This window comes from Sedimentibacter sp. MB35-C1, from assembly GCF_030913635.1.
Taxonomy (GTDB): Bacteria; Bacillota; Clostridia; order Tissierellales; family Sedimentibacteraceae; genus Sedimentibacter.
The window spans coordinates 1,534,884-1,560,409 of sequence record NZ_CP133188.1 but is presented as its reverse complement, the minus strand read 5'-3'; the positions used below and the strand labels follow the sequence as shown (position 1 = coordinate 1,560,409).

Sequence of the window (25,526 nt, the reverse complement as noted above, 5' to 3'; positions counted from 1 at the left end):
CTCTATTCTTCAAAAGTCAACAGCGAAAGTGACAGCACATAAACAAAAACGCACAGTATAGCAGGAATCAGATACCATAATATAGCATCATCATAGAATAAATTTTCATAATTTATCGCCGCTTTTATCAGCTTGCCCCATGTTTTAGATAATGGATCACCTATTCCAAAAAAAGATAAAGTAGTTTCGTACATAACAGCCTTATTGCATTGCAATATAAAGCATGTGACCGCAACCGGATATAAATCAAAATATAATTTCTTAAATAAATCCACAACATTACCCTTAATAAGCATTGTGTACTTAACCTTATTCTTTTCCATGTAGCCCATTAATTTTGACCGCACTATTTTATAAACCTTTGACCAGGAAAAAAATACTATTGAAAGTATTGTATTGAGCATATCGGGTTTAGAAAAAACTGCAAAAAACATTATTATTATTATTTCCGGAACTATGAGAAACAAATTAGATAAGTGAAAAATTACACCATCTATTTTTCCTTTATATAAGCATGACATAAAAGCCAAGATTATACCAATTAATGTACTTAAAAGCCCCGACATCAATGAAATAAATATTGTTGATTTAAATCCGTTTATCAGCATAGAAAATATATCGCGCCCCATTTCATCAGTGCCGAGCAAATGACTTTTCGATGGTCTTAATAGCGCATCATGGCTAAAATCATCCGTCTCATAAGGCATTATAAAATTACTTGCCATTGCTATAATTAAATATAAAATTAATATTATCATACATACTTTTTTAGTTGATGTTAATTTCGCTGTCATAGGCCTTAGTATTTCTCCGTGTTATTTTTAAGAATTATTTCAAATATCAAGTTTATAGCTAAGCCATACAAACATGTTATTATTAATATTCCTTGCATTAAAGGATAATCTCTGCTGGAAGTGGCTGTTTTTAATAACAATCCTATACCCGGATATGAAAAAATAGCTTCAATAAAAATTGAACCGGTAATTGCATAAATGAATTGGACATTAATTTTCCCCAATAATTCAGGAATAATATTTTTCGATATAAACTTAGATCGAATTTGTTTTTCATCAATATTTAAGTAATTTGCAAATGTTACGTAGTTTTCCTTCTTTATTTTTTGAGTGCTGTTATATGCCAAAATGTATATACCTGGTATTTCGCAGATTATTAACGTACAAAACGGCAAAATAAAGTGCAACAAAATATCTTTGTAAAATTCAGGGGTAAAGAATTCTATTCCCGGTGTATATGCACCCCACGCAGGAAAAATCCTAAGTCTGTAGCCAACTATGCCTTGTATAAGGACTGCAACTAAAAATGAAGGCATTGATTGAATACCTATCATAAGCATCATTTTCAGCTTGCCTGATTTCCCCGTTAATGATGTTTTTATTCCCAGGGCTATCCCTGTTATTGCTGAAATAATTAATGATGAAAATGACAATAGCAATGTCCATGGTAATCTGCCCTTTACTAAACTTATAACCGGCATTCGATAATAAAAAGAATAACCTAAATCAAAGCTGCTCAAATGATTTAAATAAAGAATAAATTGTTCATAAATAGTTTTGTCCGGTGCATAATATTCCTTAAATGCATTGAAAGTTTCTTCCGGCAATGACTGATTTAAAATGTAGGTATCATACTGAGCATATGATAAAGGACTCCCGGGAATTATCCTCGGGAGTATAAAGCTAATGAATAATATTAAGAAAATATAAGCAGAATACTTAGCAAATATCTTAAATCTCATTATTTATTCCACTGTCCCCTTACAAAAGCTAACTTATTATGTATTGTGGGAACTGCTAAAGCAACTCCATCCTTAGTATAGAACCAACCGTCAAACACTTCCAGATTATAAGCACTGCATGTTTTATTATAATAAAGTGTAAGTGTCGGCAATTCTTCAGCAATTATTTTTTGAAGCTTTGCTACTGATTCATATCTGGCGTTCTTATCAAGCTCAACCAGCTGTTGATTAAATGTTTCATTGAATTCCTTGTTGTACCAGCTCTGACCTCCCTGTGTTGTTACCTGTGGAGTAGAAGCTTGAGTCTCTTCAGATACAAACCCCTTTAACAATACAGGATCTCCGCCAAACGAACCATGTCCATTAAATGCAAGGGTAAATTTACCTTCTTTTATTAATGAAGCCACAGAATTTTGATCCATTGCCTTAACTTCAATGCTTATGCCAATATCTTCAAAATACTTTTTCAATAGTTCTGCAACAGGTACATACTCTTCAGGGACAATAAATTCATAAACTAATTCATTCCCATTATATTCTACAATTCCATCATCATTTGAGTCCGTTATGTTCACAGATTCTAACAATGCTTTAGCTTCATTCACATCATAATCATACTCCTTAACATCTGATGAATACCATTCTGATGTTGGATGTATATGACCTGGGTTTCCAGGGTCAGCTGCTCCTTTACGGGCTTTTTCAACCAATTCATCTCTGTTAATTGCATAATACATAGCCTGTCTTACTTCTTTTATGTTTAATTCTTCAACACCAAAGTTAAAATACATTCTTCCAACCCACAATCCAGGTCCTTCTATTACTTTATACTTGCTGTTTTCTTCTTTAAGTTTCATTGCTTCGCCATATTTTATATTAGCCGCTACATCTATTTCATCCGCCATCAAAGCTTCCTTAGTATTTTCAATAGATGACATTATCAGCTTATCGATTTGAACTTCTCCAAGAAAGTAATCCTTATTTGCATTAAATATATAAATCCCGGATTCTTTGTCATAACTTTCAAGAATTAATGGCCCTGAGCCAACAACGGCTTCTGTTGTATTAAACTTTTCAGGTTCGTCTACATTCTCCCAAATATGCTTTGGCATAATCGGAACATTTCCTGCCACATCTGTTAAAAACGGAACAAATATATCTTTTAAAACAATTTCAACCGTAGTCTCATCAATAACTGTTACCGTTTCTACAGGATCTACAGTCACCCACTGGTATGGATGCTCTTTTAAGTAATCAAATGAAAACTTAACATCTTCTGCATTTAAAGGTTGTCCATCTGTAAATTTTACATTATCATTTAAGTAAAACGTATATGTTTTGTTATCATCTGAAACTTTCCATTCCTTTGCAAGCAATGGAATAGTGCCTGTCTCATCCTTCCAAACCAAAGTATCAAATGTAAAACTTACTAACAAATATCCTCTTCCCTTAGGCGATGACGTATATATAGAAGGGTACCCTAAGTTGCTCCCATCCATCCTTAATACTCTTTCTTCTCTTGGTGTTTCGTTAACTTCTTCAACATTTGCCGGCTCTTCTGCTTTTTTCGCATCAACGTTTTCAGACTGTTTATTAGAGCAAGAAGCAAAACTAAGCACCATAAAAATAACTAAAACAATTGATAATAATTTTTTCATGACTCCTCCAAATTGTTAATTTTATACCATATTTATTATACTGATATAAACAACTTAAATGAAATGAATCTTTTTTATGTTAATCAAACAAATCTAAAAATAAACTTATATCCTAAAACAATATACTCTATATGCGTTAACTAAACCGCATAAATTAAATTCCTAAGCCATATAAAAAACCGAATATTTCAGTCTATTTGCTAAGATATTCGGTGGGAATAATTAAATTATGTGTACCAGATGTACTTTGATTTTAATACTATATACGTCTAATATCTTACGCCTACGGCTTACAGATTCCGCAAGGCCCATATCCCTGATCAATTGCTTCAGTTCTGCTGTTAAATATAATCTTATTGTTTTTGCTCATTTTTTCGACTGAACTGCAATCTGGGCGGTGAAATTTCTTACTGTTTGTATTGCCTATATATTCGGCTAAATTTGGTTCTTCATTTGCTGTAGCTTCCCATAGTCCAACTTTATTGTCTCGGGCAACTTCCTGCAATGCTGTAAACTCATCAACATACCGTACGTTCGGTGGATACGTAGCCACCTGTGCATACCCAATGTTGAGTAAATGCTTATTGTACATTTCACCATTTAACCACACATACGCAAGCAAACGGCCATATTTGTCACGCTCTTGGACATCAAATTCTAAAGTAACTTCTTTACCTTCCAAATATTTTTTTGTATATTCAGATGTCAATTTTCCTTCCTCAACATTTCTATTAGCGTCAGGATGAACGCTTTCAGGTGTATCAACACCAATGAGACGAACCTTCTCTTTCTTTCCATCAAAATTTATTTCAAAGGTATCACCGTCAACAACTCTAATAACTTTATATTTGTTAGAATCAGAGTTCGTTTCCAGACTTTCGCCAACAAAATAAGCTCTCGCATTAACAATTATCATATATACAATTAGTATTAAACCTACATACTGTAGAACTTTCTTCATTTTCAGCATCCTCCATAGCATAATAAACATATCGTACTTTATTATGCAAAATTTCTCAACAGCAATAGTTCATGGTATTAAATAGCAAAGACTATATTTTGATGTGCTCCAGCCACTGTTCCAGACCGAGAATATCAAAGATAGACACGGGAAGTATCTTGTAAACAGTTTTCATGGCACATCTCATTTTCTGCCCATCTTGAGAGCATCCTTTGTCTTTATAAGTCTTTCAGCATCTGTGCAAAGCGTTCGAGAAATTCACTCAGGTCTTTATCTCCTTGATAGTCCGCACGCAAAACGGTTCCACCTCGGCGTAAAACAAGGTAGCTTATTTCACCATCCTTCAACAGATATATCTCTTCCAAACCACCGACAGGCGGCAAATCTTGATATTTCTCCTCCATCACTCTATAAGCACACCACTCCTGCACGCGTTTCTGTGCCAGAATATCCACAGGATAGCGAGTAATGGACAAAATCAGGTGTGGCACATCGTTGATATCAATCCCACCGTCGAAATGAGAGTAGGATCCATATTGCCGAAAATACCAGCTTTCTGGATCGAGCATGGTGCCTCCGTGGGATATGTAGTCCATGTTATTCATGTTGTCGCCTGTGAGGCGAAATTCTGGTCCTTCGATTTCGCTTAGCGTGACAAAATTGGAGTCAGCTAAGTCAAACGGCCGATAACCCAGACCGAAGAACAGCTGAAAGGTATTCAGCACCACAGGAATTAGAATGATGATGCCCAAAATCATGAACCAACCGGAACGGGATATTCTGCTTACACTTTTTCCTGCGCGACAACGGTGCAAGCATAGAAGCCCCAGCAAATAAGAAAGGTTCAGCAGAACAAGGCCCATTACAGACAACAATAATGGCAGCACCGGATATTTGCTGATAGTTTCCACCGGAAAATATTTCATATAGACCCATCCAATACTGCCTGGCCAACCACCATGATATAGTGAGAGCAGGAAAAAATTGAGTACCAGCAGACCAAGCCCGCTGAGGTACTTTTGTTTGGAAAAACGCTTTAGCGCATAGTCTAACGCTTCGAGGTCGGTGTGGGCTTCCGCCTTCAAGTTCTCCGTTACGAAGACAAAGTAATTCTTCCTAAACATACCGAGATACTGCCATCCAGCGTCCTCATAAAGCGCATTCAGCTCAGTGTCTTCTTCAGTTTTACTGAGCATCGGCTCAAGATGGAACTGGAGTACTTTGGGTTCCTCGTGGCAAAATAAAGTGAATGGGCCGGCGGTCATGGAAAAAAGAAGCCCTTGCGACGCCATTCTCTCTAAATAGCGCTCGATGGCAGAAATATCATATCCATTGACCTGTGTCAACTTCCAACAGCTTTTTTTAATATTCATAGCAACGCCTCCTCCCCATCTCGTAAACACTTCTGTATGCGTTCCAACTCCTCCATATAGGTCTCCCTGCCCTTATCCGTCAGATGGTAAGTTCGCTTGCGGCCATCCACAGCGACCTCCTCAATTAGTCCATCCTCCTGAAATTTTGCCAGTATCGTATACAGCGTGCCAGGGCCAAGTTGTACGCGGCCACAGGTTCGCTGTTTCACATATTCCGTAATATCAATGCCACACATATCCTTCTTTAAAAAGGCCATCAGCACATAAAACATGGATTCTGTCAGCGGCCCTCGTACTTTATTTTTCATAGAGTTCCTCCGTTCGCATCTTCAATATCGTATCTCGATATTGCATGATGATATTATACTGTTTTTGTTTTTAGGTGTCAACAAAAAAGCACCCTTGAAGGATGCTACGTTGATTAATAATTTAATTTACATGTTCTGCCAATTCTGCCTGAACCTCATATATGTTCAATGTCTTATTGAACTGCTTCTGGATTGGCTGAGGTAACCCCGATACCCATATCTTCAGCTCTGCATCTAGATCTAAATGACCTGCCGTTTCAACACTGAAACTTGTAATCTTGCTGTATGGAACTGATTTGTATTCTATTTTCTTGCCTGTCAGCCCTTGCACGTCTATAAGTATCAACCTTTTGTTAGTAAATATAAACATATCCCTAATTAGCTTGTACGCCTTATTAATTACCTCATTGCTTGACAACAAATGCCCGTATTCCTCTTGAGCTTTTTCTGCATTATATTCAGAAGCATTACCTAGTACTCCATTAAATAGTCCCATTATTAAACCTCCTCTTGAAATTATTCAAATTATATACCAAAAGAAGTATTTTAACAACCTTTTTTGATGTACCCGCTTTCACCACATACCTCATACAGTTATAATCAATCTGCATACATAATTAATTGCAGGTGGGAATTTGCACACCGGTATTAACCACCGCCAACCGTAAGCGTCTACCTTTTTCGCCACCGAAATGAAAAAGACACCTCGCTAGGTGTCTGGATATGATTACATATGGCAAGAAATATTCAATTTCCAATCACTACTTACCCTATGTAGAAATACATCAGTACATAATGGCACAGGGAACCTGCCAGAACAAATATGTGAAACAACTCATGAAACCCAAAATAGCTTTTATTAATATTTGGTCTTCTCATCCCATATATTACACCGCCTATTGTATAAAATATACCGCCTAAAAACAGCCAATACATTCCACCTGAAGGCATCATGCTTACAAGAGGCGATAAAACCAATACAGCCAGCCAGCCCATTGATATGTATAAAACAGAACTAACCCAGTTTGGAGCTGTAATCCAGAAGAGCTTAATAAAAGTACCGACCAGTGTTATGGACCAAACCAGTGTCAATAGTTTGTAACCGATGCTATTGTTCAAAACAAGCAGGCAAATGGGCGTATAGCTTCCGGCAACAAATACAAATATCATAATGTGATCAAGCTTTCTCATTACTAACTTTGCTTTTTGCTTTGACTTATCAATTAAATGATAAATCGTACTTGTGGAATACAATAAAATCATGCTTATGCCAAATATGAGGAAGGCAGCTAACGTTGCAGCATTATTGGAATTTTTAGAATTAATTAATAACAAGATCGTTCCAACAACTGCAAATATTGCACCTCCTAAGTGCGTAAATGCGCTTGTTAATTCTTTTTTATCAGCGTTCATAATAGATACCTCCTATATAGTTTTTAAAACTATGTTATATAGTTATGATATTCCTCTCCTTGATAAATGTCAATGGTTACTTGAAAAAAATTTTTCAATAACATATAATATTATATATTACTATATACATGCATGAGGAGTAGAATATGCAATTAGAAGAACTATTAGACTTTTTAAACAGTAGCCAGTTCTTAAATCAAATTGAAAGTTCAAAAATTCCCAATATTAATTTATATATGGATCAAGTGCTTTCATTTATGAATGAAAACCTGGAACATTACAAACAAAATTCAAAAGATAAAATCTTGACTAAATCAATGATAAATAATTATGTCAAAAATGAGCTTATTCCTAAGCCTGAAAACAAGAAATATTTCCCTGAGCATATTATCTCCTTAATTTACATATTTTATTTAAAACAAATATTATCTCTTGAAGATGTAAAGAACATAATGAATCAATACGAAAAAGACCATTTTAACAACGATAGCATTAATAATTTATATAAAGCTTTCTTATTATCTGAGCAAAATGAAGTGTCAAAACTGGAAAAAGATCTTGAAGAATTGGCAAAAAACATATATGAGGACTTCCGGGATTTTGATGAAGATGAAATTATATTTCTCTTTATTATGCTACTATCGTCACGTGCCAATACTTACAAGTCAATAATTGAAAAGCTTACAAAACATTTATCAAACGATAGAAACACTAATTCAAAATAAATATTAATTGAGGGTAATTTTATGAACAGATGTCCTTGGTGCGGCAATAATGATTTGTATATCAAATATCATGACGAAGAATGGGGAGTGCCTGTACACGATGATAAAAAACATTTTGAGTTTCTTGTTTTAGAATCAGCACAAGCAGGTCTAAGCTGGCTAACCGTCCTTAAAAAACGAGAAAATTACAGAAAAGCATATGATAATTTTGATGTTAACAAGGTCTCACAGTACGATGAAAATAAAGTTAAAAAGCTTATGCAAAATGCAGGCATAATAAGAAATCTAAAAAAAATTGAAGCTTCGATAAACAATGCCGAACGATTTATTGAAATTCAAAAAGAATTTGGAAGTTTCGACAAATATATATGGAGCTTTGTAAACAATACTCCCATTTTAAATAATTGGAATGACATTTCAGAAGTTCCTGCTAAATCAGAGCTTTCTGACAAGGTAAGCAAAGACTTAAAGAAAAGGGGATTTAAATTCCTGGGTTCGACAATAATGTATGCTCATCTCCAAGCTACGGGATTAATAAATGATCATTTGTCAAGCTGCTTCAGATTCAATAGCTAACAAATTAATGCTAATAAGTCAGTTTTTTAATATTCTAGAACTTTATTAAGTTATTGCTTAGCAGAATACTTTCTAAAAATACCAACAGACTGTAAAATATTTTAAGCTTTACAATCTGTTGGTATTATTTTTCATGCAAACAACTTAAGGTTTAATTCCTTGTAGGGATCATCAATCGTTCAACTTATGACTGTGCGCGCCATTTGATCGAGTTTCAATTCCTAATAATTAGCCTGAGACTTCCAAGCACTTTAAAATCTCCATGAATTGTAATTAATACTTAATTCTGCTATAATCAGTATACTATATTAACATACTGGGAGAATTTATATGCACTATACTATAAGCAGTTTTGCTAAAATGCAAGGACTGACTGTTGACACAATACGCCAATATGAGAGAAAAAAAATAATTGTTCCTAAAAAGAATAAAATCAATAATTATCGCTATTTTAACGATTATGATGTAAGGGGTGTGTCTACCTGCAAATTCTACAGCAGCTTAGGATTTTCTCTTTCACAGGCCTCAGAAATGATAGGCGATATGCCTTCATGCGAGCTTTCTGCACAATTTGTAAAGCAAGCACATTGTGTTGAAAAACATTTAGAATTTGAACATGCAAAACTGAATAGGCTGAATATGTTCATAGAGTGCTTTAAATACATACCTGATAAAATTAATTGCTATACCACTGTCAGATTTCCTAATCTTGTAAGGATAGTACATTCTGATAACGGGATACTTTCGCTGAATGAGGAAACCACTGCAGAAGTAAAGCAGTGGATTAATTTACTTCCAGTAACGTTTTATACGCGCTGGATAAATAGTAAAATAATGAGAAGTGATTCAGAACCTTTTAAAATTGAAATGGCTCTAACAACAGATGTTAAATCTGCCAAAGAATTAGGATTGAAATTAAGCAAAAATACCGTAGTTGCAAAAGCATCAGATTATATTTTTACAGTTATAAAAAAACCGGATCTTGAACCAATGGATCATTGCCATTTCAATCCCGTCAAGAGATATCTAAGTGAAAATAATCTCGAGCTTTCAGGTGACAGCTTTCTGATATACTTAGCTTCCGATATTGTTAATGGAGACAAATATAATTACCACGGTGTATTTCTGCCAATTAATACTAAATAAAATTATGCTCTACTGCTATTGACATTGGTGTCGCACCATACCTTAAAATAATATTTGTTAATAAATAAACATTATTTTGGAGGAGAAAAATGTCAAAAAAAATTATCAGTTTATTTTTATGCATTATGATGGTTTTCAGCTTAGCATCATGTGCAGCAAATTATGTTGAATCAGAAAAACCAATTTCTTCGGATTCACCAGCATACAAAGCAGGAGAATACACTGCTTCTGCTAAGGGAAATTTCGGTGATATACCTGTAACCGTAACTTTCAGTGATACCGAAATATTATCTATAACTGTCGGGGAAAATCAAGAAACTCCCGATATTGCAAAACCGGTTTTTGAAAAATTACCAAAACAGATCGTTGAGGGACAGACCCTTAAGGTTGATATGATTACAGGGGCAACAAACTCCAGCAAGGGACTTTTAGCAGCTGTTGAAGACTGCATAGTACAAGCAGGTGGAGATGTTGAAGCCCTGAAAAATAAAGAGGTTGCAAAGACTGTCAAAGAAACAATTGAAAAAACCGCAGATGTTGTAGTTATTGGAGGAGGCGGTGCAGGTGTTGCAGCAGCGGCTTCAGCTTCCGAAAATGGAGCTTCGGTAATATTGGTTGAAAAAGGAGCATCATTAGGTGGAAACACTATTCGTGCTGGCGGAGGATACAATGCTGTAGATCCTGAATTGCAATCAAATGTTGAAATGAATGACGCTTTATCTAATGACCTCAAAGCTATTTTAAAAGTTGATGAAAATGAATTTGGTGAGTACAAGGATACAATTCTTACACTAAAATCACAAATAAATGAATATTTTGAATCAGGAGACACTACAAAACTTTTTGATTCTCCCGAACTTCATATCTATCATACATATGTAGGCGGACACAGAACAGATAAAAACGGTGTTGAAATACACAGCAATTTAGACTTGGCAAAAACATTGGCAAACAATTCATTGCCTGCATTAAAATGGGCTGTAAGCCACGACGATAATCTTGAAATAAGAGATAGCATTTTTACAGTACTTGGTGCTATGTGGCCTCGTACACATTCTTTGAATGCAAATGTTGGATCAGGATTTATTACTCCACTTGCTGATTCTGCAGTTGAAAATGGAGCTGAAATAATGCTTGAAACAAAAGCAGATGAACTTATTGTAAAGGATGGTCGAGTTGTTGGAGTAAAAGCAACTCAAGCTGACGGAACACCTGTTATACTTAACGCAACAAAGGGAGTTATTATGTCAACAGGAGGCTTTGCAGCAAACGCTAAAATGGTTGCAGAATATAACACTTATTGGCCGACAATTCCTGAAAATATGAAAAGTACTAACACTGCTAATGCAACAGGCGATGGTATTGTAATGGGAAAAAGCGTTGGAGCAAATCTTGTAGGTATGGGATTTGCACAATTAATGCCAAGCTCACACCCAGAAACTGGAGCTCTTTCAGGCGGAGTATGGGGAAGTGCGGAATCTCAGGTATTTGTAAATAAGGAAGGAAAGAGATTTGTCAATGAATATGCCGAACGTGATGTCTTGGCAAGTGCTGCACTTGAGCAGACAGATGCTTTATTCTACATTATCTGCGACCAGATTACTGCCGGAGATCCTCAACCCGGAGACAAAAACGGCTGGGGTGATGTAATAGATGATCTTGTTGCATCAGAAAGCATATACAGAGCTGATTCTCTTGAAGAACTTGCAGAGCAAATGGGTGTACCTGCAGATGTATTTGTAGAAGAAATAGAAAAATATAATTCTTACGTAGATATTCAGTCAGACACTGATTTCGGAAAAGCAAATTTCGGCGGTAAAATTGAGGTTGCTCCGTTCTATGCAACACCGCGTTCACCGTCATTGCACCACACTATGGGCGGATTAGAGATAAATCCTGATGCACAGGTTCTTGATGCTAACGGTAATGTCATACCAGGCTTTTATGCAGCAGGAGAGGTTACAGGAGGTATACATGCCGGTAATCGTCTCGGAGGCAACGCCCTTGCTGATATCATGGTATTCGGAAGAATAGCAGGTGAAAATGCAGCAGCCGGCAAATAACATAATTGTCTAAATTGTAATACCTTTGGATTTTCTTAACATAATTATATACCACACGAAAGCCACTGTGTCACAAGGAAAAACTAAGAAACGCAAACTGAATACGAGAAAATAGCCTGTGGAGTACAAAACCCACAGGCTATTTAAATATTTTTATATATTGATACTGGGCTCAGTTCTTACTATGATTTGACAGCATGCAAGAATGCTCTGGCATAAGGACGGTGAAAATAGAAAGAGGGCAAACCAAGCTTAGTAGCAAGGTTTGCCCATACTTTCGTGGTAATCAAGATTAGCTTTAGTAAGAGCCAAAAGGCTCATATCAAGCGAATGCTCATTTGCGTGATATCTTATTATATTTGCTTGCTTTTATTCCAATACCATAGTAGCAAGCAATGGAATGTTCTCTTGCAAATTTTCTAGTCCACCATAGCGGAACACCGCCACACGACCACCCTTCCCCAGAGCTAAGAGTTGATAGACACTGTCATCTGCTTCTCCCACGATGACAAAATCCAATCCATCATAGTCCACCTCCCAATATTCCCATTGGAGATTTACTAGGCGGTACTCTGCCAGCTGAATCTTTGCCACTGTGGAGGCAAGTGCAGGGACTGTGAGATGGAAATAAGCCATATCTAGGTTTGGCGAATAATGATAGGGTGCACCTTTTGGCGAAAAGCCCATCTCATCGCCTGTAGCTTCAGTGGTATAGCCATCTTGAATGACAGTATAGCCTTGCCAACAGAAAATGGAGGGAATAGATTCCACCCGATCCACCTCATCACGGAAAGCGTGTCCATCAAAGACCTGTTCCCACGGTGCTACAGAAACGGTTTCTATTTGAGAAAGAGCGATATAAGGCTTGTTAAACTCTGTGAGCGGTGTGTCCTTGTAGGTGGAAAAATGCCAAATTCCAGATAGGTAAAATAGGCTCAAAACGCCTAACAACACACCATGCTGGAGTTTTCGATTGTTTTTTTGTTTGCAATCTCGCAAAAAAGAGAGATTGCTAACTGCGCCCAAGACAGAAACCATCACCAGAAACGGAGAACTCAACACAAATAAAAGGGCTAGGAATTTCATGTGTGGGTCTGGCTGTACATCAAATTTGCTAGCGGGAAGTAGATAAGAAAGTGCCAACCCAAGTACAATCAAAGCAAAGGGCGTACAGATGGCCCCACAGAGTCGACGTTTCGCAGATTTGCGCCATTCAACGTGGCAACGCTCCCATTCTTCTTTAAAATTAAATGTTTCACTCTCTAGGGTTTGCTCATAAATATAGGCGGAGTGAGAAATCTTTCCAAAATAAGTGCCTCCCTCCAAGGTGGGAGGTTCGGCTTTTGGCGTTTCTCTGGGTACTAAGAAATACCGCTTATTTTCTGGGGTTCCGCGTCGGAGCAAGGAGAGATTATCGCCAATCCACTGGGGGTACCAACCCTCCTTTGCCAAAGCGGTAAGCCACTGAGTGGAGGCAACGGGGTCATAGACACTGATAGGGGTAATGATGAGTTTTCTATTCATAAGTGAATCCTCCTTACTCAATTCATTTCACTTTTTCAAATGGGTGGGCAACTAGGCAGTATTAGCAACTGTAATATACGCAAAATATAAAATTTACCCACTGGGTATTTTTTCGACCACTACCATTTCACAAAAATTTTCTTCGGTAGATATATAAAATAAGTTTACCATATTAAAGTGATGGCTTCAACTCTCAAATTGTGAACAATGCTGAATAGCTATTGACAACAGCTTGTGGTATTGTGTTGTGCTTGAGGAGGTGATGAAAATGCAAAAAGAAAAAATACTCAGTGAACTGTACCACGGAAACATTCGCCCAGCCGAAAAAAAGATTGTGCAAGGTAGTGATTACAGGATGGCACAGCTGAAACTTTTTAATTTAGTCGAGGAGTTGGATAAGCGACTGAATGAAGAAGAAAAGAAAATGCTTGATGAAATCATGTCATCAGCAAAATCATTGTATCCGAAAAGGAAGAACGATATTTTCGCACCATCCCACAGAAAGTAAAAATCGTATATCGTGAGATTGGTCTGATGGATTTGACAGACACCTCAGCATTAGCGGAGAAACTGAAAATAGCCTAAGAACAGCAAAAGGCAGACAGTTCACGAAAAACTGTCTGCCTCAATGCAAGAAACTATTGATTTTTGAGTTGTACCATACGACACCGTGGCTAAAGTGTCTGGGGTTTTTTCTGATCTATAAGGATTATTTAAGTTAAGCTAAAAGTTTAATTTTTCTACAATAATTGAAATCTGTTCTGGAGTTGGCGATTCTTCCATGTTCAATACAATAATTTTATCTAAAAAAAGCAATATATACTCACCTGTAGGAGTATACTCATAATAGAATTGGTAAGCTTCTACTGTGCCAAAAATTTTGTTATCAATGGACTCAAAGCTTGTATTGTCTCGCCATTCTGGTATTTTAAGCAGGTGCTCTTTTGCAAGCTTGTAGACGAAATCAAACTTAGGCTCTAAAATCTCATATTCTATTTCTGGTGGGGCATCTTTTGCCGGCAGAGAATCTTGCTCATAAGCACTTTTTGAAAGAAAAAAAGTATTATCTATCTCTTCCTTATATGAATAATAGTCATAATCAATTGGGCCGTATAAATCCTCACAGGTGAGAGGAATGGTGTCGCTGTATAACTTGTACTCGTGGCTATATGCTGAACCCATGGACCAAGCAACAGTTCGATAAGCCGAGCCATCATCCATACTAAATCCAAATTTCATAATAAGCACCATAATAAGCGCAAGATAGGAAAAATTAGCAATTGTAAGCACCACAATTGAGATTACTTTATTTAACTTAGCAGATGCTTTTTTCTTCTTTAGATATTTAATTGATGACCAAAATATAATCATCAAAATTGGCATTTGTGCAATAGCTAAAAATAGACCGAACAAACTTGTTTCATAAGCAAGGTAAAACAGAAAGTAGCCCAAGCTTCCGAAGATAAAACTCATAAAAAGTACATCGACGATTCTATGAACTATGTTTCTTCTTTTGTCACACCCACCGCCATTGGCAATAGACTTCTCCGAGCGTTTGCACCACATGAGGTAATTAAGCAGGGAATATGCTTCATAAATAATAACTGCTAAGAACATAAAAACAGGAAAGATACGAGTGTAGTCTGATAAAAAATCAATAGGATTTAGTTGAAATGAATTGAACTGTACAACCAAATTTAATATAAACACTAAAATTGAAATAACCATAGATGGAAGAAAACTCTTTTTCATACATCTTTTGATATTCTTGAATTTCTCTTTTTCATCTGTTTCAAATGGTATCGGATTATCATTTTCACTGCAAAATATTTGCATTTGGTTAAATTGAGTTACAAAATTCCAACCGGCAGCCTTTGCATAATCGAAATATGTTTGCTGGTTATCGGTTATGCCGGGATTAAAAACAGAGCCTTCAGGAAAATATGTGACCGTATATTTTAATCTTTGCGGTGTTCCTTTTCTAAATGTCCAAAAAAAAGATCCGCATTCCTCCAAAAAAATACCTTTTGCAGCCAGTTTCTCTAATTTGATTTCCATCTCTTCATAACGGTCAAACCTAAAATTCATTAATTTTTTAATTTTGTCATTCATTGTTGCTCACCTCTTTTACCAGCATTTCATAATCTCTTTCTAATTTTTTCAATCTTATATATTCCTTTTCAATCATTTCTCTACCTAAATTTGTTATGACATAGCTTTTTTTTCGATTTTCTATTTTAGTTTCAATAATGATTTTTTCTTTAACAAAGTTGTCCAATAAGCTGTATAAAGTTCCTGGGCCAATGATAACCCTCTCATTTGTAAGATCTTTTACCTTTTTCATAATATCAACACCGCAGCTCTCTTGTGTTAGACAAATAAGAATATAAAACATTTGCTCTGTTAAGGTTTGATATTTTTCTCGAGCCATCTACTCACCTCTTAACATCGATAATCGATATTTTATGTTTGTAGAATAACATCGATTATCGATATTGTCAAGAATTAAATAGCAGACTATATCAAGTCTGCTATCGTATATAAAATTTGCTTGTCCTACATCTACATCACATATGCAACTAATATTAATATGCCATATAGTTACGCACTAAATACTTCATTAAAAAGCTTCATTGCACAAGCTTCTCTTCTTTCTATATTTTTTAAAATATCTTTATCATTTTTATAAAGTTCTTCTTTTTCTTTAAACCTTTCTTTAATAGAAACAACTTCTGTTCCTTTTACCATTTTATCAGCAAGATATACTACTTCCATTTCTGTAGGAATTTCTGAAATATACTCAAGGTTTGCATGATTGCGTACAATAGTTGATATTTCTTCATATCCCATTTCTAAAAGCCACTTTGCACCTAAGCTGGAATGACGAGGATGCCCTTTAGCTATGTCATGAAGCAGTGATGCTGATACAACAAGTCTGCGATTGAGCCGTATTCCTTTCTTGTCCAATATTTCGCAAATATTTATCGCTTCCATGGCAACTCTTACAGAGTGCTCTCTTACATCCTGCGGCACATTGAAATATTCATACATTTCAAGGCACAAAAATGTAGGCGGAATATGAATGTTTGAGCCGAACTCCAAAAGCTTAAAATAGTCCGTAGGTGTATCTGCATCAAGAGTTATTCCCGGATCAACAAACGGTATATTCAAAAAGCCTTCTGCCATGTTATTCAGGGCTCCCTGCATGCCGTTAACTCCGTTGTAGCCTAAAACTTCCTTCACTCCCTGTGCGCTCAACAGAACTGGGTGACCGTCCGTTCCTTCATACGAAGGCTGAGCTGCTTTTATGTTTTTTAAATCTACTTCATCAATCATTTTTTTTAAAGTGAATTGCTGAACAAATGGGCTGTCCGACGGAGTCACAAATACCATATCTGTGTCCTGTCCCAGCTCTTTTAGTCCAATACAAACCGAATCAAACATATGTGTCGTCCGGTAATTTTCATTTTTTATGCATTTTATATTATAGCCCGCAAGCTGGTTCTCAATGTCCTGTGACCTGTGACCGGTAACTACAACTATCTTGCCAACACCGGCTTTAATAAAATTACTTGCAGTGGTTTCAATCATAGTTTTCTTATCTATTTTAAGCAGCGGTTTAAAGTCCTTCATTCTTGAGGATAATCCTCCAGCTACTATTACCGCTCCTATTATTTTCGTTTTCATATAGGACCTCGATTAATTATTTGCGTCAAGACGCATATTTAATAGGCTTTCAGCAAATTTTTCAGTTTTTTCTGCTGTTTGCCTGCTCATAAACGAGCTCTGATCTCCTTTATCCCTTGCACTTAACATTCCGGAATATATTAACGATGAGTGCTTACAATAACGTATAATTCCTTCTTCAAAAACATCTGCTCCTTTTTCCGGTCTGTATCCGCATGTAGCTATAATCGCGCACCTTTTGCCTTTCCACAATGAAGGCCCTTTTTTTTCGCCATAGTACTTGTTCATACCGTATGCCAGCCGGTCAAGAGATGCTTTCATCGGAGATGTGCAGTACCATGAATATATAGGCGTAGCCAAAATTAAGAAATCACTTTCATAAACCTGGTCAAATATGTCCTGCATGTCATCTTCTAATACACACCCGAATCCATCCCAATTGTTTTGACAGTTCTTGCAGCCGATACATGGCTTTATATTCTTATCATAAAGCCATATGCAGGATACATCTGAACCTGCTTTCTCAAGCGCATTCACAAAAACATTTAAAAGTGATGCTGTATTTCCGTTTTTTCTTGGGCTTCCCATTAATATGCAATACTTCACGGTTTCCTCCTATTATTTTTATATATGTATTTTTTTTATTTCCTTAAATAAAAGCTTTGCCGCTTCAATATCTGTTTCAGTAATTATCTTAATACCTTTCTTTCTGTGTAATGGTAAAAATGTTTTAACCTGCTTTGCAGCTGACATACCGCTGCCGGATTTTCCCTCGTCTATTCCCGATTCTTCCAAATTCCATAAGGATATATGCTTGTTTTCCGCCTCAATTATTCCCTGAATTGTCATATCTCTCGGTTTATTTGCATCACTTGATACTGTAATCATGCAAGGTATTTTTACCTTGACAATCATATTTTTATCTTCGCAGGGTTTTACTGCAGTAATTTCTTCCATATCAGAGCTGAGCTTTATATCGACAGCATTGGTTATCTGCGGTAAATTTAGATTTTCAGCGACCTGTGGACCTATATGTCCAGTTTCTCCTCCCGGCGCTTGACACCCTGTTATTACAATGTCGTACCTCCCTGTTTTATCTATGGCTGATGCAAGAACTTTTGACATGGCAAGAGTATCTAAATCATTCAGTTTATCATCACATATATGTATAGCATCATCTGCTCCAAGTGCCAGACATTCAAGCAATATTGGCTTTGCATTCGAGCAATCGGCTGTTATGACTGTGATATGCGCATCACCATATTCGTCTTTTATTTTAAGGGCTAATTCCAATGCCTTAGCATCAGTTTTATTTAAAATATAATCAGTCTTATCTGATATTAGTTCCTCGGTAAATTTTTTAATATGTTCAATATCCGGAACCTGTTTAACACATACAATAATTTTTAAAGACATGTTTTATCCTCTTATATGCTTTATCAGTTTCTGCTCATCAGGATTTTTTCATATTCTTTGGACGCGTATACATAAGCCGGAATTTTTGATTCCGAGTCAAGTATGCTTAGCCCGATTTCTTCCGGAATTAATAAGCCGTTTCTAATATTAATGCTGCTTATACTCCCGTATTGAATTTTATATTTGAATATGTCGTTCATACTTATACGCGAAATGTACGACATTATTCCTCTTATAACACCTGCATGAGTAACAACAAGTATATCTCCCTGGGTTTGATTCAAAATTTTATAGAGACCTGCCATTGCCCTTTCTCTGCACATCGACATGCTCTCTCCGCCTTCAACTTTATATGTTTCAAAACTTTTTCCCCGTTCTTCATACTCCAGCGGATATCTCTTTTTTATCTCTTCAAAGGATAACCCGTCCCATTTTCCCATATCAATTTCAGAAAAGTTATCCATGGTTTTTATTTCATACTTTTTTCCGGCGATTATTTTGCCGGTTTCCATTGCCCTTATTAGCGGGCTTGTATATATACCATCAAAGTCAGCATCTTCAAAAAAATATTTAATATACTTTGCATGTTCTTTTCCTGCATCACTTAGAGCAATATCTTTCTTGCCTATACACATCTTCTTAGAGCTGCTTATTACAGGCCGGCAATGCCTTACCAAGTATATTTTGCGTGTACTGTGAATTCCTTTCATATAAAATCTCCATTCATTATATCGAATATACAATCTCGCTAACAAATAAAGATGTCGGAAAACCGCTGTTAATAAACGGTTTTCCAACTATTTGAGAGAGTTGAGAGCAAATTATTTATTGTTTTCCATTATTTCTTTTAATTTTCCCCATCTTTCATTGAAGATATCTTTAGGCATCAGCTTTGGACCGCCTTCAGGTATTATAGGTGCAAATTCCATCTGATCAAGAACCTGAGTTTTTAAATCTATTCCAGGTGCAATTTCAGTAAGAATCATACCTTTATCTGTTCTTTCTATAACACATCTTTCAGTAATAAATAAAATACGGTTACCTTTTTTAAGTGATTGTTCTGCATTAAATGTTAACTGCGGACAGCTTTTAACAAATTTTTTGAATTTACCTTCTTGGTCGATAATCATTTTTCCGTCTTCTACTCTGCATTTTATGCCGCCTGCTGTAAATGTTCCTACAAATATTGCATTTTTAGCTGTTGCAGCAATGTTTGCGAAACCACCGACACCCATTATCTTACCATTGAGAAGACTTGTATTTACATTACCATCCTTGTCAACTTCGCTTAGTCCAAATACACCGAAATCAAGTCCTCCTCCATCAAAGAAACTGAAATGGTCACCTTGATCACAAGAAGCCTCTATATTCCAGTGAGCGCCAAAGTCATTGCCGCCTCCCGGAACTCCGCCTATACTTCCAGATTCTGAAATCATTGTGATTTCATCTGCACAGCCTTCCTCAGACATTACATTTCCGGTATATGTTGGAGTACCAATACCAAAATTACATTTATATCCTGGTTTTATTTCCATAGTCAGTCTTCTCAGCATTACCTTTTTCTCATTAAGAGGCATTGCTTCCATGCTTCCTTCAATCGGAACTCTGATTTCTCCGGTAAATGCCCTGTTGTAGAAAGTTCCCTGGGTCTGCATTATGTCTTCCGGATGCTCAGCAACAACTATGTAATCCACATATATACTTGGAACTTTTACAAGCTTTGGATTTAGAGATCCTGCTTTTGCAAGGGATTCTACCTGTGCTATTACTATTCCTCCTGATGCCTTGGCAGCCTGTGCCACAGACAGCATTTCTAAGTTAAGAGCTTCTTTTTCGCATGTTATATTTCCGTTTTCATCTGCTGTTGTTCCTCTCATAAAGCCTATATCAATAGGAAATGCCTTAAAGAAGAGATATTCTTCGCCCATGAAATCCGGGATATATTCTACCAGCTCTTCTCCTTTTTCTTTAGTAAGGTCGTTAAGTTTTCCTCCATCATATCGCGGGTCGATAAATGTTCCCAAACCTGTCTTAGTTAGTAAACCCGGTGCCCCTCTGCCAGCCTCATGATAAAGTTGAATCAGTGTGCCCAGTGGGAAATTCCATGCCATAATTTTATTATCGACTATTTGCTTAATAACACTTGGAGATGAACCTGCATGAGAAACGATTAATTTTGTCATTAATCCATCAGCTACCCATAAGCATTCTCCTCTTTCCCCTTTAGGCCCTTTGCCCCAGTTTCCAAGTCCAGCAGCGTGTGTATGTGTAATATTTTTAGGATGTCCTGTTTCATCAAACCTCTTTCTTACTGCAAGAGCAACTTCTTCAGGCCACCCTGCAAGCCCGAAACCTGCAGTACAGACTGTTGCATTATCCTTAAATAACTCTGCAGCTTCTTTTGCCGTAATTACCTGCGCCATTTTATTAATTCCTCCTTTAATTTGTCCAAATCTTTTGAGATTCTTTATATTTTTTTGTTTCCATTGCTACCTTTTTTAAATCCTTTTTCAATACCTTGCCGGTATCTGATAATGGAAATTCTTTTACAAAAATAATGTATTTCGGAATTTTATTTGTAGCCAGCTTTCCTCTGCAGCAGCTTCTTATATCCTCATCTGTTGCTTTACTGTTTTCCTTAAGTTTTATAAATACTGCAATTTCTTCACCTGTTAGACAGTCCGGTATTCCAACGGCATATGCTTCTGATATATCCGGGCACGTAACCATAAAATCTTCTATTTCACTGGGACTTATATTTTCTCCGCATCTTATGACAATGTCTTTTTTTCTGCCTTTGATACATAAATATCCATCCTCGTTTATACATCCAAGATCACCTGTTCTGAGCCATCCATCACTGTTTATGACCTTGCTCGTTTCTTCCGGCAAATTGTAATAACCTTTCATTACATTGTAGCCCTTGACAAGCACTTCTCCTACCAGACTTTCTCCGCTCATATATGAATCTTCATCGGCACTGATTTTCACCTGAACTCCGGGTATGGGTTTGCCCACTGTTCCCGCTGCCGATTCATCTGTGCCTTTAAGTGCGCTGACACAAGGTGATGCCTCTGTAAGGCCGTATGATAAAATTAAATTTTCAATACCCATAATATCTTTTATTGTTTCAATGGTTTTAGACGAACAGGAAGCCCCTGCCACTATACCGGTTCTCAGTGAAGATATGTCGTAATATTCGCTTTTGAGCTGCTCCATACAAGAGATGAAAAGTGTAGGCACTCCGGATAATATGGTACATTTTTCTCTTTCTATCAACGAAAGTGCTATGCAAGTCTTAAACCTGTTTACCATTACCATAGAACTTCCGCTTATAACTCCGGCAATTACACATGCAATACTTCCAAAACAGTGAAATAAAGGAGCCTGTACACACATTACATCTTCTTCAGTTAGTTTCATCAGTTCTGCCATAGAATTAGCATTTTCGATTATATTTCCGTGGCTTAGCATTACTCCTTTAGGATTTCCTGTACTCCCGGAGGTATATATAATATGAACTACATCATCGATGTCTATCTGATTCTGACGCTCATCCAATATTTGATTTTCCACAGAATCACCTATGCTCAGGACATCTGACCACCCATATGTACCTGGATATTCGTCACCGCTTATTACTATGACATTTTTCAGGTTGGGAAATGTCACAGAATTTAATTTTCCAGGCTCTGCGTCACAAAGCTCTGGGCATATCTTGTATAGAAGCTCTATGTTCTCAGTGCCTTTTGCCCCTACCTGCATTATTAAGGTGTGCGTATTTGACTGTTTAAGCAGTGCTTGCATTCTCAGCTGTTTCTCATATGCATTTAACGGAACAAACACTGCACCTGCATTGCTTATTCCAAACTGGCTTATTACAACTTCTGGCGAATTAACTGCCCAAACCGCAACATTATTATTTTTCTTGACGCCAAGAGAGATAAGCCCTTTAGCCAAACGTCTCGAATCTCTGTATAAGTCATGGTAATTTATGCGCCTGCTTCCGGTATTGCTTATTAATGCTTCTTGCCCACAATAGCATTGTACCGCCTCACCTAAAAGCTCAGGCACTGTCATATCTATATAACTCCTTATCCTTACTTCCACATACTGGTCCGGCTCTTCGGGGTTATAAATTCTGGATATCTCCTCTTTTGAAACCAGTTCATATTTTAGGACAATTTTTCTAAATTCCTGTTCAATCCAGGGCATCGGCCATCTTAAGTCCCAAGATTCAGATAACCTTTCCCCCTTGTAGCTGAAAATCATTTTTTTCCCTACAAGGCTACATGGTATGCTGTCAACCTTAAGCACAGTGAATATAATTTTTCTTTTTCTGCTGATTTCTTTCATGGCCTCACATCCTTTTAACTGCTTCAAATAATTTTGAAGCTTTATTTCTTAATTTTTATGATAAACTTTCTGTTGATTTCTTGCTCGTTTTTCTGATAATATAAGTAACTGCAATACCGCACAAACTCATTACAGCTGCAATAATAAACGCCATTGTATAATCTCCGTTATTATTTGACTTAATTGTTGCTGCCATAACCGGCCCTATAAAACCTCCAAGTGCAAATCCACTGAACATAATCCCGTAATTTACACCGTTGTTTTTTGCGCCAAAGCAGTCTGCTGTAAGAGCCGGGAACACTCCCATAAAACCTCCGAAACAAAATCCAACCATCATAGTTGCTACAAGGAAAAGTGCAAAGCCGCCTGATGACACATTTGTTAATAAGAACATTGCAGCCGCCAGCAGAACATATATTATAGGCAGAGTATTGTATCTTCCTATTTTATCTGATATTGCACCCCAGGCAATTCGTCCGGCCATGTTTGCTATAGCCACCATGCTTACTGCAAAAGCAGCTTCCTCAGCACTTACCTTCACTATTTCCTGAGCTATAGGTGATGCCTGGCTTATTATCATCAAACCAGACGTAGCTCCTATTGTAAGCATGATAAACAACAAATAGAATTTTGAATCTGAGAGCATTTGAGACCAGGTTTTATCGCTTCCGGTTACTGCTGACGTTGCTGTTATTGCAGGAGGTTCCCATCCTTCAGGCTTATACCCTGCTGGAGCTTTCATTATAAATTGGGAGCCCACCAAAATAACTATTAAATATGCCACACCAAGTGCTCTAAATGTAAATAAAACACCATAGCTTGAAATAAGTCCCTGAGATATAGGAGCAAGAAGAACAGGTCCAAACCCATATCCTGCAGTTGCCAATCCAGCTACCAAGCCTCTCTTGTCAGGGAAAAACTTAACTGTATTAGCTATTGTACATCCATAAACCATTCCCATACCAAAACCGGCTACTATGCCATAGCTTACATATATCCAAGGCAATGATTTTGTCAGACCTGACATAAATATTCCGCCTCCGAAAAGTATACCTCCAGCAAAGATAACCCACTTAGGTCCAAATTTATCTTGAATTTTACCTCCGGTAATCATACATACGGGGCTAATCGCATTTGAAATTGTAAATGTCATTGCTGTAGCCGCAGCTGTCCATCCAAATGTCTTAATCAAAGGCCCGGCATAAACACTCCATGCATAACCCGAACCTATGCACAAATTTATTAACAAACTTGCTCCAAGAACAAACCATCTTTTCTTTTTAAGATCCATACTGACCTCCATAGGATTGTTTTTTATTTAACAATTAAAATTAGAATTATTTGCATAATTATTTTATTTTTTTAAATATGTTTATTATTTTCCTTCTTTTAAATTACTTTCTACCTTAAATTTCTTAAAATCTTCTTCTTCGTTAAAATCTTTAAAATCTTCTTCTTCATTAATATCATGTTTTTGCATAAGTACTCTTGCACATGACGTTTTACAACTTGAAGGGCATGTTGCACACATATCATTCTGTCCAACAGGTTTAAATCTACTGTAGTTCGTTTCAACGACAATCTTGCTCATATGCTCACCTTCCATTCACTCAAGTTCGGGTTCGGAACTGTAATATATCGCCTGCCAGTCTCCAGCCATCTGAGCCGCATTTGAGCTGCACAGCTCCTGCAGCGAATTATAATAATATCTGTCACCATTAAAGTACATATTTATCTTATTTAATTCGATAACCCATTTATCTGCTTCACGCCATAAAAGAGTATCTGACTGTTTTCTAAAAAAGCATTTGGCTCCCTTTTCTATTTTTTCACTAAAATCTTCCGCGGTAGGATTAGCTATAAGATCATACACACGGTTAATTTCCATTTCAAAACTTTTTCCGGTGTCCAGTCTTTCAGCATAAAGTTTTTTATAATCAAATCTAAGTCTAAGACTTCTGCCGACAATATCTAACACATGTCCTACAGCTTCAAGGACCTCCACCACCATATCTCCGTCCTTTTTTATAACTTTTCCTTCAATTTCAAACATATCATCTTCAAGGTAGAAATCTATCCTCTTTCCTTCAATGATACTCAAGAGATACTCCTTGTCATTAAGTCTCATTTTATGTCCCTCCTAATATCGATAGTTTATAAGCTCCGGGTTTTCGTAAATATTGCCTATAACCTCAATATCAGAGGTTATGTAGTCTCCTCCCATCATTATTCCACCATCTGTTGATAAAAGAATAAATCCTGAAATTTCTTCACTCCAAATAATTTGACTTATTGAATTTTCAATCTGTACTACATCACCCTCGTAAATTTCATTTTGATTCTTATCGAACCACCCTGTTGATTGCATTGGAACAAACTGTACGGGTTCTTTCTCTCTAAAATCATAAATTTGCAGGGCTCCGTATGATAAATAGCAATAAATTGTTTTTTTAGTATCATCACGCACATCAGGCTGCTCCAGATCCTCCGGTGAATACATTTTTTTTGCTTCATCATCCCAAGCTCTGAATTTAATTTCTCTCATAACACTCTCCTTTGTTAGT

General features: G+C 36.7%; 26 protein-coding genes. 5 read left to right on the top strand and 21 right to left on the bottom strand.

Translation table 11 applies throughout. The features are described from left to right. Nucleotides 1-2 precede the first annotated feature (2 nt). The 8 genes from RBQ61_RS07385 to RBQ61_RS07350 all read right to left on the bottom strand — a co-directional run bounded on the left by RBQ61_RS07385 (nt 3) and on the right by RBQ61_RS07350 (nt 7,469). Complete coding sequence (locus RBQ61_RS07385; RefSeq protein WP_308139847.1) at nt 3-794, bottom strand: ABC transporter permease; 792 nt, start codon at nt 792-794, stop codon at nt 3-5. 5 nt (nt 795-799) lie between these two features. Further along, a complete protein-coding gene (locus tag RBQ61_RS07380; protein ID WP_308139846.1) occupies nt 800-1,756 on the bottom strand; it encodes an ABC transporter permease in 957 nt (318 codons plus the stop codon). Further along, the gene (locus RBQ61_RS07375; protein WP_308139845.1) at nt 1,756-3,414 is read right to left on the bottom strand and encodes an ABC transporter substrate-binding protein; all 1,659 of its coding nucleotides are present in this window, start codon (nt 3,412-3,414) and stop codon (nt 1,756-1,758) included. Before RBQ61_RS07375 ends, RBQ61_RS07380 begins: the two co-directional genes overlap by 1 nt. A 283-nt stretch (nt 3,415-3,697) precedes the next feature. After that, on the bottom strand, nt 3,698-4,375 hold the full coding sequence (locus tag RBQ61_RS07370; protein WP_308139844.1) for a thermonuclease family protein: 678 nt from the start codon (nt 4,373-4,375) through the stop codon (nt 3,698-3,700). 218 nt (nt 4,376-4,593) lie between these two features. Continuing rightward, entirely contained in the window at nt 4,594-5,748 is a 1,155-nt protein-coding gene (locus RBQ61_RS07365; RefSeq protein ID WP_308139843.1) for a DUF2812 domain-containing protein, read from the bottom strand. Beyond that, entirely contained in the window at nt 5,745-6,056 is a 312-nt protein-coding gene (locus tag RBQ61_RS07360) for a PadR family transcriptional regulator (protein WP_308139842.1), read from the bottom strand. The genes RBQ61_RS07365 and RBQ61_RS07360 overlap by 4 nt, the downstream gene beginning before the upstream one ends. Before the next feature lie 121 nt (nt 6,057-6,177). Next, nucleotides 6,178-6,552, bottom strand: coding sequence for a PH domain-containing protein (locus RBQ61_RS07355; RefSeq protein WP_308139841.1), 375 nt, complete (start codon nt 6,550-6,552; stop codon nt 6,178-6,180). A gap of 269 nt (nt 6,553-6,821) precedes the next feature. Beyond that, entirely contained in the window at nt 6,822-7,469 is a 648-nt protein-coding gene (locus RBQ61_RS07350) for a hemolysin III family protein (RefSeq protein ID WP_308139840.1), read from the bottom strand. 146 nt (nt 7,470-7,615) lie between these two features. Between RBQ61_RS07350 and RBQ61_RS07345 the strand changes: the two genes are divergently transcribed. The 4 genes from RBQ61_RS07345 to RBQ61_RS07330 all read left to right on the top strand — a co-directional run bounded on the left by RBQ61_RS07345 (nt 7,616) and on the right by RBQ61_RS07330 (nt 11,979). Next, nucleotides 7,616-8,194: a DUF1836 domain-containing protein gene (locus tag RBQ61_RS07345; protein WP_308139839.1), complete on the top strand. Its 579-nt coding sequence runs from the start codon at nt 7,616-7,618 to the stop codon at nt 8,192-8,194. Nucleotides 8,195-8,215: 21 nt separating this feature from the next. Next, entirely contained in the window at nt 8,216-8,770 is a 555-nt protein-coding gene (locus tag RBQ61_RS07340; protein WP_308139838.1) for a DNA-3-methyladenine glycosylase I, read from the top strand. Nucleotides 8,771-9,100: 330 nt separating this feature from the next. Then, nucleotides 9,101-9,916 (top strand): MerR family transcriptional regulator, encoded by an 816-nt coding sequence (locus tag RBQ61_RS07335; protein WP_308139837.1) that lies wholly within the window; start codon nt 9,101-9,103, stop codon nt 9,914-9,916. Between the two features lie 89 nt (nt 9,917-10,005). Next, complete coding sequence (locus tag RBQ61_RS07330; protein WP_308139836.1) at nt 10,006-11,979, top strand: flavocytochrome c; 1,974 nt, start codon at nt 10,006-10,008, stop codon at nt 11,977-11,979. Between the two features lie 369 nt (nt 11,980-12,348). Here RBQ61_RS07330 and RBQ61_RS07325 read toward each other — a convergent pair whose 3' ends face one another. After that, nucleotides 12,349-13,503: a hypothetical protein gene (locus tag RBQ61_RS07325; protein ID WP_308139835.1), complete on the bottom strand. Its 1,155-nt coding sequence runs from the start codon at nt 13,501-13,503 to the stop codon at nt 12,349-12,351. Nucleotides 13,504-13,771: 268 nt separating this feature from the next. On the opposite strand from RBQ61_RS07325, the gene RBQ61_RS07320 reads away from it, so the two are divergent. Further along, on the top strand, nt 13,772-14,011 hold the full coding sequence (locus RBQ61_RS07320; RefSeq protein WP_308139834.1) for a DUF6809 family protein: 240 nt from the start codon (nt 13,772-13,774) through the stop codon (nt 14,009-14,011). Nucleotides 14,012-14,226: 215 nt separating this feature from the next. Here the strand turns inward: RBQ61_RS07320 and RBQ61_RS07315 are convergent, their stop codons facing one another. The 12 genes from RBQ61_RS07315 to RBQ61_RS07260 form a co-directional block, all read right to left on the bottom strand. After that, the gene (locus RBQ61_RS07315; protein WP_308139833.1) at nt 14,227-15,615 is read right to left on the bottom strand and encodes a DUF2812 domain-containing protein; all 1,389 of its coding nucleotides are present in this window, start codon (nt 15,613-15,615) and stop codon (nt 14,227-14,229) included. Then, nucleotides 15,608-15,934 carry a PadR family transcriptional regulator gene (locus RBQ61_RS07310; protein WP_308139832.1) on the bottom strand — a complete coding sequence of 109 codons (327 nt, stop codon included), beginning with the start codon at nt 15,932-15,934 and terminating at the stop codon, nt 15,608-15,610. Before RBQ61_RS07310 ends, RBQ61_RS07315 begins: the two co-directional genes overlap by 8 nt. Before the next feature lie 170 nt (nt 15,935-16,104). Beyond that, nucleotides 16,105-17,190, bottom strand: coding sequence for a DVU_1551 family NTP transferase (locus tag RBQ61_RS07305; RefSeq protein WP_308139831.1), 1,086 nt, complete (start codon nt 17,188-17,190; stop codon nt 16,105-16,107). Between the two features lie 12 nt (nt 17,191-17,202). Continuing rightward, the gene (locus RBQ61_RS07300; RefSeq protein ID WP_308139830.1) at nt 17,203-17,796 is read right to left on the bottom strand and encodes a flavodoxin family protein; all 594 of its coding nucleotides are present in this window, start codon (nt 17,794-17,796) and stop codon (nt 17,203-17,205) included. Nucleotides 17,797-17,814: 18 nt separating this feature from the next. Next, a complete protein-coding gene (locus tag RBQ61_RS07295) occupies nt 17,815-18,606 on the bottom strand; it encodes an electron transfer flavoprotein subunit beta/FixA family protein (protein ID WP_308139829.1) in 792 nt (263 codons plus the stop codon). Between the two features lie 23 nt (nt 18,607-18,629). Further along, nucleotides 18,630-19,316: a histidine phosphatase family protein gene (locus RBQ61_RS07290; protein WP_308139828.1), complete on the bottom strand. Its 687-nt coding sequence runs from the start codon at nt 19,314-19,316 to the stop codon at nt 18,630-18,632. Between the two features lie 111 nt (nt 19,317-19,427). Then, a complete protein-coding gene (locus RBQ61_RS07285; protein ID WP_308139827.1) occupies nt 19,428-21,029 on the bottom strand; it encodes an acyl CoA:acetate/3-ketoacid CoA transferase in 1,602 nt (533 codons plus the stop codon). Nucleotides 21,030-21,045: 16 nt separating this feature from the next. Continuing rightward, nucleotides 21,046-22,962, bottom strand: a complete 1,917-nt coding sequence (locus tag RBQ61_RS07280) for an AMP-binding protein (RefSeq protein ID WP_308139826.1) — start codon at nt 22,960-22,962, stop codon at nt 21,046-21,048. A 55-nt stretch (nt 22,963-23,017) separates the two neighbouring features. Beyond that, on the bottom strand, nt 23,018-24,253 hold the full coding sequence (locus tag RBQ61_RS07275; RefSeq protein WP_308139825.1) for an OFA family MFS transporter: 1,236 nt from the start codon (nt 24,251-24,253) through the stop codon (nt 23,018-23,020). Nucleotides 24,254-24,337: 84 nt separating this feature from the next. After that, a complete protein-coding gene (locus tag RBQ61_RS07270; RefSeq protein ID WP_308139824.1) occupies nt 24,338-24,553 on the bottom strand; it encodes a hypothetical protein in 216 nt (71 codons plus the stop codon). A gap of 15 nt (nt 24,554-24,568) precedes the next feature. Beyond that, nucleotides 24,569-25,090 (bottom strand): hypothetical protein, encoded by a 522-nt coding sequence (locus RBQ61_RS07265; RefSeq protein WP_308139823.1) that lies wholly within the window; start codon nt 25,088-25,090, stop codon nt 24,569-24,571. A gap of 12 nt (nt 25,091-25,102) precedes the next feature. After that, nucleotides 25,103-25,507, bottom strand: coding sequence for a YopX family protein (locus tag RBQ61_RS07260; RefSeq protein ID WP_308139822.1), 405 nt, complete (start codon nt 25,505-25,507; stop codon nt 25,103-25,105). Between the last annotated feature and the right edge of the window lie 19 nt (nt 25,508-25,526).